The 9,474-nt window shown below is 67.5% G+C and carries 13 protein-coding genes; 7 read left to right on the forward strand and 6 right to left on the reverse strand.

Translation table 11 applies throughout. From position 1 onward, the window contains the following. Positions 1 to 47: 47 nt before the first annotated feature. Complete coding sequence (locus HTY51_RS07155) at positions 48 to 1,565, reverse strand: glycine betaine ABC transporter substrate-binding protein (RefSeq protein ID WP_174252094.1); 1,518 nt, start codon at positions 1,563 to 1,565, stop codon at positions 48 to 50. A 105-nt stretch (positions 1,566 to 1,670) separates the two neighbouring features. After that, positions 1,671 to 1,841, reverse strand: a complete 171-nt coding sequence (locus HTY51_RS07160) for a hypothetical protein (protein WP_174252095.1) — start codon at positions 1,839 to 1,841, stop codon at positions 1,671 to 1,673. A gap of 108 nt (positions 1,842 to 1,949) precedes the next feature. Between HTY51_RS07160 and HTY51_RS07165 the strand changes: the two genes are divergently transcribed. Both HTY51_RS07165 and HTY51_RS07170 read left to right on the forward strand, forming a co-directional pair. Then, on the forward strand, positions 1,950 to 4,049 hold the full coding sequence (locus tag HTY51_RS07165; RefSeq protein WP_174252096.1) for an NADPH-dependent 2,4-dienoyl-CoA reductase: 2,100 nt from the start codon (positions 1,950 to 1,952) through the stop codon (positions 4,047 to 4,049). A 15-nt stretch (positions 4,050 to 4,064) separates the two neighbouring features. Next, positions 4,065 to 4,913, forward strand: coding sequence for a PA4780 family RIO1-like protein kinase (locus tag HTY51_RS07170; protein WP_174252097.1), 849 nt, complete (start codon positions 4,065 to 4,067; stop codon positions 4,911 to 4,913). 15 nt (positions 4,914 to 4,928) lie between these two features. Here HTY51_RS07170 and HTY51_RS07175 read toward each other — a convergent pair whose 3' ends face one another. Together HTY51_RS07175 and HTY51_RS07180 are read right to left on the reverse strand one after the other, a co-directional pair. Continuing rightward, the gene (locus HTY51_RS07175; RefSeq protein ID WP_174252098.1) at positions 4,929 to 5,195 is read right to left on the reverse strand and encodes a DUF4389 domain-containing protein; all 267 of its coding nucleotides are present in this window, start codon (positions 5,193 to 5,195) and stop codon (positions 4,929 to 4,931) included. A 23-nt stretch (positions 5,196 to 5,218) separates the two neighbouring features. Beyond that, the gene (locus HTY51_RS07180; protein WP_057676230.1) at positions 5,219 to 5,446 is read right to left on the reverse strand and encodes a hypothetical protein; all 228 of its coding nucleotides are present in this window, start codon (positions 5,444 to 5,446) and stop codon (positions 5,219 to 5,221) included. Between the two features lie 63 nt (positions 5,447 to 5,509). Between HTY51_RS07180 and HTY51_RS07185 the strand changes: the two genes are divergently transcribed. Next, positions 5,510 to 5,815, forward strand: a complete 306-nt coding sequence (locus HTY51_RS07185; RefSeq protein ID WP_174252099.1) for a hypothetical protein — start codon at positions 5,510 to 5,512, stop codon at positions 5,813 to 5,815. Here HTY51_RS07185 and HTY51_RS07190 read toward each other — a convergent pair. Continuing rightward, positions 5,802 to 6,410, reverse strand: a complete 609-nt coding sequence (locus HTY51_RS07190; protein WP_174252100.1) for a 3'-5' exonuclease — start codon at positions 6,408 to 6,410, stop codon at positions 5,802 to 5,804. The genes HTY51_RS07185 and HTY51_RS07190 overlap by 14 nt on opposite strands. Positions 6,411 to 6,542: 132 nt before the next feature. Between HTY51_RS07190 and HTY51_RS07195 the strand changes: the two genes are divergently transcribed. Genes HTY51_RS07195 through HTY51_RS07210 form a run of 4 tightly spaced genes read left to right on the forward strand, consistent with a single transcriptional unit; the run spans position 6,543 to position 7,658 of the window. Continuing rightward, positions 6,543 to 6,785, forward strand: coding sequence for a hypothetical protein (locus HTY51_RS07195; RefSeq protein ID WP_174252101.1), 243 nt, complete (start codon positions 6,543 to 6,545; stop codon positions 6,783 to 6,785). A 38-nt stretch (positions 6,786 to 6,823) separates the two neighbouring features. Continuing rightward, positions 6,824 to 7,078, forward strand: coding sequence for a hypothetical protein (locus HTY51_RS07200; protein WP_174252102.1), 255 nt, complete (start codon positions 6,824 to 6,826; stop codon positions 7,076 to 7,078). 41 nt (positions 7,079 to 7,119) lie between these two features. Then, positions 7,120 to 7,431: a translation initiation factor Sui1 gene (locus tag HTY51_RS07205; RefSeq protein WP_254607051.1), complete on the forward strand. Its 312-nt coding sequence runs from the start codon at positions 7,120 to 7,122 to the stop codon at positions 7,429 to 7,431. After that, positions 7,428 to 7,658, forward strand: coding sequence for a DUF3820 family protein (locus tag HTY51_RS07210; protein WP_174252104.1), 231 nt, complete (start codon positions 7,428 to 7,430; stop codon positions 7,656 to 7,658). Before HTY51_RS07205 ends, HTY51_RS07210 begins: the two co-directional genes overlap by 4 nt. Here the strand turns inward: HTY51_RS07210 and HTY51_RS07215 are convergent. After that, positions 7,655 to 9,448, reverse strand: coding sequence for a caspase family protein (locus tag HTY51_RS07215; RefSeq protein WP_174252105.1), 1,794 nt, complete (start codon positions 9,446 to 9,448; stop codon positions 7,655 to 7,657). The two genes, HTY51_RS07210 and HTY51_RS07215, sit on opposite strands and share 4 nt — an antisense overlap. Positions 9,449 to 9,474: the final 26 nt, after the last annotated feature.

Genomic DNA, 9,474 nt, shown 5'->3' on the forward strand with positions numbered 1-9,474 from the left:
CTGACACAACAAAGGCCCTCGACGAGGGCCTTTTGTTTGGGACCGGCTCAGGCCGTTTTCCGCCAGTTGTCGGGAAAGAGGCCGCGCTCGGCCAGCGTGAACGCGGCTTCGATCAACAGGGCCAGCAGCGCCACGGGAATGGCGCCGGCCAGCAGGGTGGCGTTGTCGTTCAGGGCCAGGCCGGTGACGATGCGTTCGCCGAAACCGCCGGCGCCGATGAAGGCCGCAATGGTGGCGGTGCCGACATTGAAAACCGCCGAGGTCTTGATGCCCGCCAGGATGGTGGTGCGCGCCAGCGGCAGTTCGATCAGGCGCAGCGTCGCGCCCGGGCCCAGGCCCAGCGCCAGGGCCGCCTGCTTCAAACCGGCGGGAACCTGGCTGAGCCCGGCGTGGGTGTTGCGCACGATGGGCAGCAGGGCGTACACGGTGAGGGCGATGAAGGCGGGCAGCAGGCCGATGCTGCCGGTGAGGGGGATGAGGATGGCGAGCAGGGCCAGCGAGGGGATGGTCTGCAGCACATTGGTGGTGTTGATGATGAGGGCCCGCGCCAGCGCGTGACGGGCCGCCAGCATGCCCAGCGGAATGCCCACCAGCATGCTGGCGCCCAGCGAGAGGAAGACCAGGGCCAGGTGTTCCAGCGTGAGGCGCAGCAGGTCGGGGGCCAGGAGCTTGGCCAGCCAGCCGGGGCGGTTGCTTGCCGTCTGTGCCGGTGCGGCCCCTTCACCCGCTACAAAGGCCTGAGCCACACGCTGGAAGCTCTGGCCCTGCAATTCCGCGCTGGCGTTCAACTGGCGCATGGCCGCCTCGTCGATGCGGCCTTCCAGCCGGGCCAGGGCCGCCCAGATGCGGGGCAGGCGCGCGGGCAGATCGGCCTGGTGCAGCAGCACGGCCTCGTAGCGGGGGAAGTAGCCGGCATCGTCGACCAGCACCTGCAGCTGGTAGGGGCCGATCTTGGCGTCGGTGGTGTAGACGTCGATGAGGTCGACCTGCTGCTGCGCGAGGGCTTCATAGGCCAGGCCGTGGTCCAGGCCACGCGGGCGGGCCTGCTGCAGCGCGTAGGCCGACTGCAGGCCGGGCCAGCCGTCGGCACGGCCGATGAATTCCTGCGAAAGGCCCAGGCGCAGATCCGGGTGGTTTTTCAGGTCGGACAGGCGGGTGATCTTGAGCGCGCTCGCCTGTGAGGCGCGCATGGCCAGGGCGTAGCTGTTGTTGAAACCCAGCGGCACCGAGGCGCGCAGGCCCAGCGGGGCGAGCCGCGCATTGAGTTCGGGCAGGGGTGGCACATGGTCCAGGCGCAGGATTTCGCGCGCGATGGTGCCGGTGTATTCCGGGTAGACGTCGATGCTGCCGGCCTGCAGGGCGCCCAGCAGGATGGCCGTGTTGCCCAGGCCCTGCCGGTGTGTCACCCGGGCCTCGCCGGCGGCCTGGGCCGTCTGGCTGACGATCTCGGCCAGGATGTAGGCTTCGGTGAAACGCTTGGAGCCGACCGTGAGGGTTTCGCCCGCGGCCGGCAACACGCTGGCCAGCGCGAGCAGGCCGGCGGTGATGGCTTTGATCAAGGTCATGCGGCGGGTCGGTTGGGGCACCGCTGCATTGTCACCCCGGCAAAACAAAAGGCCCTCGATGAGGGCCTTTGTTCGGGGCTGACGCTGGCCGAAGCCAGCGCGGGATCAGCCGCCCTTGGAGGGGCGCTTGCCCGGGTTCTTCTTGCTGCGGGTGGAGACACCACGCTCCAGGCTGACGCGCTGGCCGCGGCCGCCAGTGGGGCGGACCATGCCGGGCAGGGGCTTGGGGGCGGGGGTGGCCTTGCGGTCGGCTTCGGTAACGATCTTGTTGCCCATCTGGGGCTCCTTCTGACAAACGATAAAACCGTAATGTTAGCCCATCTGGCTTTCCGGCCCCGGGGCCTATGATCAAGCCCACACCGTCACCCCCCACAAAAAGCCGCCATGCCCACACCCGCCAGCGCCACGCTTCCCGGCCAGACTCTCTACCCCCATCTGCTGGCCCCGCTGGACCTGGGGCACACGCAGCTCAAGAACCGCGTGCTCATGGGCTCCATGCACACGGGCCTGGAAGACGGGCGCGACCTCAGCAAGCTGGCCGCCTATTTCCGCGAGCGGGCCGAGGGCGACGTGGGCCTCATGGTCACCGGCGGTTTTGCGCCCAATATCGCGGGCTGGGCCAAGCCTTTTGCGGGCACGCTGTCCACCTCGGGCGCAGCCAGACGGCACCAGGTGGTGACCCGCGCCGTACATGAGGCCGGCGGCAAGATTGCGCTGCAGATCCTGCACACGGGGCGTTACGCCTACCACCCGCTGGCGGTGGCGCCCTCGGCCATCAAGTCGCCCATTTCCCCGTTCAAGCCCTTCGAGCTGTCCGCGCGCGGCGTGGAGCGGCAGATCCGCGCCTTCGTGAACTGCGCCGTGAAAGCCCGCGAGGCGGGTTACGACGGCGTGGAGATCATGGGCAGCGAGGGGTATTTCATCAACCAGTTCCTGGCCCAGCACACCAACCACCGCGACGACCAGTGGGGCGGCGACTACAGCCAGCGCATGCGATTGCCGCTGGAGATCGTGGCGCGCACGCGCGAGGCCGTGGGGCGCGACTTCATCCTCATCTACCGCCTCTCCATGATCGACCTGGTGCCCGGCGGCAGTTCCTGGGACGAGGTGGTGACCCTGGGCAAGGCGGTGGCGCAGGGTGGCGCGAGCATCATCAACACCGGCATCGGCTGGCACGAGGCCCGCGTGCCGACGATTGCCACCAGCGTGCCGCGCGCGGCCTTTGCCTGGGTGACCAAAAAGATGAAGGCCGAGTTTGCGGCGGCGGGCCTCACGACACCGCTGGTGACTTCCAACCGCATCAACACGCCCGAGGTGGCCGAGCAGCTGCTGGCCGAGGGCAGCGCCGACATGGTGTCCATGGCGCGCCCGCTGCTGGCCGACGCGGATTTCGTGAAGAAGGCGGCGCAGGGCCGCGCGGCGGACATCAACACCTGCATCGCCTGCAACCAGGCCTGCCTGGACCACATCTTCAAGAACAGGCTCACCAGCTGCCTGGTGAACCCGCGTGCCTGCCACGAGACCGAGCTGGTCTACCGCCCCACGTTGCAGCGCAAACGCATCGCCGTGGTGGGCGCCGGCCCGGCCGGCCTGACGGCAGCCACCCTGGCCGCGGAGCGCGGGCACGAGGTGCATCTGTACGACGCAGCGAGCGAGATCGGCGGCCAGCTGAACATGGCCAAGGTGGTGCCGGGCAAGGAAGAGTTCCACGAGATGCTGCGTTACCTGACGCGGCGTGTGCAGACCACGGGCGTGGCCCTGCATCTCGGCACCAAGGTGCAGGCGACCGACCTGTTGGGTTTCGACGAGATGATCGTGGCCACGGGCGTGACCCCGCGCGACCCGAAGATCGAGGGGCAGGACCATGCCAAGGTGCTGAGCTACATCGACGTGCTGCGCCACAAGAAGCCGGTGGGCCAGAAGGTGGCCATCATCGGCGCGGGCGGCATCGGTTTCGACGTGGCCGAGTTCCTGGTGAGCGAGGGCCACTCCACCACGGTGGACCTGCCGTCCTGGCTGGCCGAGTGGGGCGTGACGGACCCGGCGCAGCAACGTGGTGGCCTGAGTGCCGAGGGCCCGCAGGTGGGCCCGCCCGGTCGCCAGGTGACGCTGCTGCAGCGCAAGGCCGGCAAGCTGGGCGAGGGCCTGGGCAAGACCACGGGCTGGATCCACCGTGCGGCGCTCAAGATGAAGCAGGTGAAGATGATTGGCGGCGTGAACTACGAGCGCATCGGTGCGTTTACCGAAGGGACGACTGAAGGTTGGGGGCTGCTGGTCTCTTATGGCGAGCAGCGCGAGAGCCCCACCTGGATACCGTGCGACACCGTGGTGCTGTGCGCGGGCCAGCTGCCGCTGCGCACGCTGGCGGATGAACTGCAGGCGCTGGGCAAAACAGCCCACCTGATCGGCGGCGCGCTGGAAGCCGGCGAGCTGGACGCCAAACGCGCCATCGACCAGGCTGCGCGGCTGGCGGCAAGACTCTGAGCGCAGAATGCCCTCATGAAAGTACCCGAAAGACTGTTATCGCTGGTGGAAGAAGGCCTGATCGACACGGTGGTGCGTCAGCTCATGAGCGGCAAGGAGGCGCAGGTCTTCGTGGTGCGCAGCGGTGAGGAGACGCGCTGCGCCAAGATCTACAAGGAAGCCACGCAACGCAGCTTCCGCCAGGCGGTGGATTACACCGAGAACCGCAAGGTGAAGAACACACGCCAGGCCCGCGCCATGGCCAAGGGCTCGCGTTATGGCCGTCAGGCCATCGAGGCGGCCTGGCAGAGTGCCGAGGTCGATGCGCTGTACCGCCTGGCCGCGGCCGGCGTGCGCGTGCCCAAGCCCTGGAACTTCCACGAAGGTGTGCTGCTGATGGAGCTGGTGACGGACGAACACGGCGACGCGGCCCCGCGCCTGAACGACGTGGTGTTCACGCCCGAAGAAGCGCGCCAGCACCACGCCACGCTGCTGACCGAGGTGGTGCGCATGCTGTGTGCGGGCATCGTGCACGGCGACCTGTCGGAGTTCAACATCCTGCTGGCGGCGGATGGCCCGGTGATCATCGACCTGCCGCAGGCGGTGGACGCGGCGGGCAACAACCACGCCGCGCGCATGCTGCTGCGGGATGTGGCCAATCTGCGCGACTTCTTCGGGCAGTTCGCGCCGGAGCTGCTGGCCACCCATTACGGGCCGGAGATCTGGGAGCTGTACCAGCGCGGCGTGCTGAACACCGAAACGCCGCTGAGCGGCCGTTTCGAACTGCCGGTGGGGGCGGTGGATGTGGCCGACCTGACCCGGGTGATCGACGACGCGCGCGCCGAAGAGGCCGCGCGCCTGCTGCGCCTGCAGGTGGCCCGCTGAGAAGACCTGCCGGCTTCAGTCGGCCGAAGGCCAGTCGCTGAAGGGGAAGGGCGCTTCTTCGCTGGCGAAGCTCAGGAAGTCGGTGAGTTGGCGGAAATAACGTCCCAGGCCGCGGCCCAGCTGCTGCAGGCGTTCGTTGGGACCACCGGCGACGATGGCCAGCACGAACTGGACCAGGGCCAGCACGCCCAGCAGCGTGGCGGCCAGGTGGAAGGCCATGGCCATCAGGATCATGAGCAGTACGCGTACCCAGAGGCTGCGTTTTTCCGGGGTGTCGGTCATAGTGCTTCTCCTGTTGTCGTGGTTCACGGTGACCGGTGCAGGCGCGGCGCGGCCAGCAGGGCCAGGTTTTCCTCGATGGCGAGGTCCACATTGCGCCAGCGGCCCTTGAGCTGGGCCTTGTCCATGGCGGCCTGCAGCTGCTGCAGGTCCTTCACGGTGGGCGCCACCTTGATCTGGGCAATGGCCGCCGCCGCGTTGCCGCCCTTGATCAGCGTGAGCACCTTGCCCGGCCATTCACTTTGTTTTGCCATCATCCACCTGTCTGTTCTTCAGGCCCAACTGTACACACTGGCAGCAGGTATGCTCGCCTGCTCATGAACTACACCGTCAAACTGTACGACGCCGAGGGCGAATCCGAGACCCGGCACCGCGAAGCCGTGCTGCGTTTTCGCCGCGCGCTGGAAGACACCTTGGGCGACGCCAGCCTGGTGCTGCCGGTGTACCTGGCCTACCAGCGCATCGCCGGTGTGTATGGCGAACAGCCCGACACCGCGGCCCTGACCGATGCCGAGCGCGAGATCGTCGAACAGTGGCAGGCGGCCGAGACGGCCGCCATCACCGCCGTCTTCGGCCCGCTGCGCAACATGGGCGACGGCATGTACGAACTCAAACCAGCGTAGCCCCCAGCCCCAGCGCGTGGAACACGCGGATGGCAGCCCAGGCGTCGTTGGCCGCATAGACCAGCTGCGCTTCGGTCAGCCGCGGATTGGCCCAGTTGGAGGTCGCGGCCTTCTTGGACTTGAGATACCGCCGGTTGAAGAGGACAGCGACCGCGCCCTTCACGCCCATGTCCTTGCGATAACCGCGCTCGCGGAACACGGTGTTGAGTTCCAGCACGCCGCCGGGTTCCACCCCCAGCTTGGCCGTGATGCGCTTGCGGTCGTCGCCCAGGCCGAAGCCGGCCTTGGTGACCCCCTGCAGGGCCAGCAACTCGGCCACCGGTGCGCGGCAGCCGGGCTCGTGCAGCTGGAAGACCCAGGCCTGCTCGGGCGTGGCCAGCTGCACGATGTGCGGGCCGTCGGACACCTCGCCCACGCGGAAGGTGGGTTTGGACTCGGTGTCGAAGCCCAGATGGGGCGCGGCGGCCAGCTCGGCGCAGGCCTTTTCGGCATCCCTGGCGCTGCTGACCAGGCGGATGTGGTCCAGCCCCAGGCGTTCGAAGGGGTCGAGCAGGTTGATCTGCTCCTTGCTGGGCGTCGGGTGCTGGGTGTTCATGCGTTTATTTCACTATGTGGAATAAAAGTGTGACAAAGCGTTACGAATTCGGTATGCTTTCTTCAAAACCCAAGACAAAAGAAGGCAGACGGCAGAGGACTTGGTAGGTTCAAAGCAGACAGGGGGTGGAATATGGCGTTCGAATTCGAGGAAAGACAGGACCGCATCGACCAGTTGTCCAAACTGTTGTCGGTGATGCAGGACGTGGCGCGCAAGCTCGCCAACGAATCGCATGGCCGATCCTACGACAAGGCGCGCGAGCTCAACGAAATCCTGCATCGGGCCCGCCTGCAGATGGATGCCATCGAGACCGAGGAACGCCGGCAGGTCCAGATGGAACGCCGCCGGGCACCGCGCACCAACCTCGAGAGTTGAGCAGCGGGGATAATCGGGCGTTCCACGCAACGCCTCCCATGTCCAGCAGCAAGTCCTTCACGAGCGGTGACTACCAGCTCTATCCCTCGCCACGCAACACGCATCGCATCCTGTTCGAGCACCAGGTCTTCGTGCCGTATCCATACGCGCTGATCGACCTGGCGGCCATGGGACTCAAGGGCCGCTACAGCCTGTTTGCCGCCAGCCGCGAGGCCGACAGGAAACAGGGCCAGCTGGTGAGCTTCGAGAACGAGGCCGATGTGGCCACCTTCAACGCCAGGTTCGAGCCGTGAAGCACAGCGGCGGTCTGGTCTATTCCACCGAGGGCGGGCGCATGTGCCCGGTGTGCCGCCATCCCTTGGCACAGTGCGCCTGCAAATCGCAGCAGGCCGCCTTGCCCCTGGGTGACGGCAAGGTGCGGGTCTCGCGCGAGACCAGCGGGCGCGGCGGCAAGGCCGTGACGGTGGTGCGCGGCCTGCCGCTCGATGCCGCCGCGCTGACCCAGCTGGGCAAGCAGCTCAAGGCGGCCTGTGGCACGGGCGGCACGGTGAAGGACGGCGTGATCGAGATCCAGGGGGACCATGCCGACAAGCTGCTGGCATTGTTGCTGGCGCAGGGTTATGCGGCCAAGCGAGCGGGCGGATGATTCCGGAGGCCGAGCAATTGCAGCGCCTGCTGACGGTGGAAATGCCCTATGGCAAGCACAAGGGCTGCCTGATCGCGGATCTGCCCGGCAACTACCTGAACTGGTTTGCGCGCGAAGGTTTTCCGCCCGGTGACCTGGGCCGCCTGCTGGCGCTGATGCACGAGATCGACCACAACGGCCTGTCCGGCCTGCTGGTGCCGCTGCGCCGCCAGCTGAAAAACCCCTAGGTTTTTTTCTTCGCCTTCGGCGCCGTACCGGGAAAGCGCGTCTGCTTGTGCGCCGGGGGGCGATAGAGCTGGGCCTGCTGTTCGTAACCGAGCTTGTGCTTGAGCACGCTGTTGCACTGGGTCACGATGTCTTCCAGCGTCTTGCGCCCGGCGCTGGCGCGCAGCTGCTGGATCAGCATGAAGGTCAGGGCGCCGTAGGGCACCGAGCCGTGCGTGTACTCGTAGGCGTACTGGTCTTCGCGGCAGGCCGCAAGCAGCACCGGGTTGTAGGGGCCGTGGTGGCCCAGGCGCTTGCGTGCGGCCTTGAAGGCGGCGGGGTTGTCACTCCAGCGGCCCACGGCACGGCCCATCTTCTGGGTGGCGCCATCGGCCCCCAGGTAACGGCGCACCACCTCGGCCGAGGCGCGTTCCATGCGGCGGGTGAGGTCGAGTTTCTTGCGCGGGAACCACATTTCCTTGTCGGCGTCCCATTCGATGCTGCGGTGGCGCACGTCGTCGGGCGGGTTGATGCCGCGCACCGCCACGCCGCCGGCACGCGCGATGCCGCCGGAATGGCAGCAGTCCAGGATGATGGAGAAACGCGCCTCGTAGGGCAGGTTGGCGTAATAACGCGCCAGCATGTCGTCGGTGATGCCGGTGTTGCCGCTCCAGTCGAAGTCATGCGTGACCAGGGCTTCGTCCTTGTGGTCGGGCTCGCCGTCGGCGTCGTAGGCCGCCACCTGCGCGCCGTGGCCGGAGTAGAAGAGCACACGCTCATCGCCGCCGCGCACGTCTTCCAGCAGCCACTGCAGGCGCTCGTTGACACCCCGGGTAGTGGCGCGCGCGTCGAGCACCACGCGGATTTCCTCGGGCTGGTAGCCGCGCTCCTGCAGCATGGCGCTCATCTGGAACACGTCGTTGACGCAGCCGCTCAGGCGGTTTTCCGGCTCCGGGTAGTCGTTGATGCCGATCAGCAGGGCACGGCGCTTGCGCGGGCTGCGGCGCTGGATCGTGGGCGCCTTGAACCAGCCGGCGCCCACGGCCGGCGCCGGTTTCGGCCTGGCCGGCGTTGTGCTGCGCGGCAGGGCCGTGGCCAGGCCGGCCCAGACGTTGGCGGCCGTGACCTCGTGGCCCAGGTATTTGTCGGGGCTGTGGTCCAGCGGCCCGGATTCGTCGAAACGCGTGTCGAGCTGGGTGTAGGGGGCGCCGGGGAAATCCAGCTCGCAGGTCAGCACCGCATCTTCGGGGTTGTAGAGGTGGTACCAGTGGCGCACGGTGGTGATGGGCTGCAGGTAACCGCCGAAGGTCTCGGCCAGGGCCGGGTGGCCGATCTGCGAACCCAGGGTGACGAGCAGCCGGTCCTGCGCCAGGGCCTGCTGGGCGGCCAGGGTGTCGTAGGTGATGAGGGAGCCCAGGCTGTGCGCGCAGATGACATGCGGGTTGACACGCTGGATGCAGGCCGCGAGGTCGGCCGCGAGCTGCTGGCGCAGCGCGGGCAGGGCGGTCCACTTGGCGACCATGCCGATGGTGTTGTCGATCAGCGTGCCCAGGCCCTTTTCCATGGGGCGGCCCAGCGCCCGCCGGTTGGCCCAGTAGCTGTTCCACAGGCGCTTGACGGCTTCGGCATAGACCGCCGGCGTGGCGGTGATCTGCTCGAAGCGCGCGTTGTAGCGCAGTTCGTGGAATTCGAAGGCGTCGGACGCCACACCGGCGCTGGCCGCAGAGCTGCGTATGGCCTGCTGCCACTGGGCCAGCCAGTCGCTGTTTTCGTTGGTGTTGACGCCGTGCAGACACAGGATGCGGATGCTCATGGAAGCCCCCTTGCGCGCTGGTGGAT

The organism is Rhodoferax sp. BAB1, from assembly GCF_013334205.1.
GTDB lineage: Bacteria > Pseudomonadota > Gammaproteobacteria > Burkholderiales > Burkholderiaceae_C > Hylemonella.

Excerpts from the sequence above, each read along its gene's own strand:
- HTY51_RS07155 (WP_174252094.1), bottom strand. The coding sequence starts at position 1,565 with ATGACCTTGATCAAAGCCATCACCGCCGGCCTGCTCGCGCTGGCCAGC.
- HTY51_RS07160 (WP_174252095.1), bottom strand. The coding sequence starts at position 1,841 with ATGGGCAACAAGATCGTTACCGAAGCCGACCGCAAGGCCACCCCCGCC.
- HTY51_RS07165 (WP_174252096.1), top strand. The coding sequence starts at position 1,950 with ATGCCCACACCCGCCAGCGCCACGCTTCCCGGCCAGACTCTCTACCCC.
- HTY51_RS07170 (WP_174252097.1), top strand. The coding sequence starts at position 4,065 with ATGAAAGTACCCGAAAGACTGTTATCGCTGGTGGAAGAAGGCCTGATC.
- HTY51_RS07175 (WP_174252098.1), bottom strand. The coding sequence starts at position 5,195 with ATGACCGACACCCCGGAAAAACGCAGCCTCTGGGTACGCGTACTGCTC.
- HTY51_RS07180 (WP_057676230.1), bottom strand. The coding sequence starts at position 5,446 with ATGGCAAAACAAAGTGAATGGCCGGGCAAGGTGCTCACGCTGATCAAG.
- HTY51_RS07185 (WP_174252099.1), top strand. The coding sequence starts at position 5,510 with ATGAACTACACCGTCAAACTGTACGACGCCGAGGGCGAATCCGAGACC.
- HTY51_RS07190 (WP_174252100.1), bottom strand. The coding sequence starts at position 6,410 with ATGAACACCCAGCACCCGACGCCCAGCAAGGAGCAGATCAACCTGCTC.
- HTY51_RS07195 (WP_174252101.1), top strand. The coding sequence starts at position 6,543 with ATGGCGTTCGAATTCGAGGAAAGACAGGACCGCATCGACCAGTTGTCC.
- HTY51_RS07200 (WP_174252102.1), top strand. The coding sequence starts at position 6,824 with ATGTCCAGCAGCAAGTCCTTCACGAGCGGTGACTACCAGCTCTATCCC.
- HTY51_RS07205 (WP_254607051.1), top strand. The coding sequence starts at position 7,120 with ATGTGCCCGGTGTGCCGCCATCCCTTGGCACAGTGCGCCTGCAAATCG.
- HTY51_RS07210 (WP_174252104.1), top strand. The coding sequence starts at position 7,428 with ATGATTCCGGAGGCCGAGCAATTGCAGCGCCTGCTGACGGTGGAAATG.
- HTY51_RS07215 (WP_174252105.1), bottom strand. The coding sequence starts at position 9,448 with ATGAGCATCCGCATCCTGTGTCTGCACGGCGTCAACACCAACGAAAAC.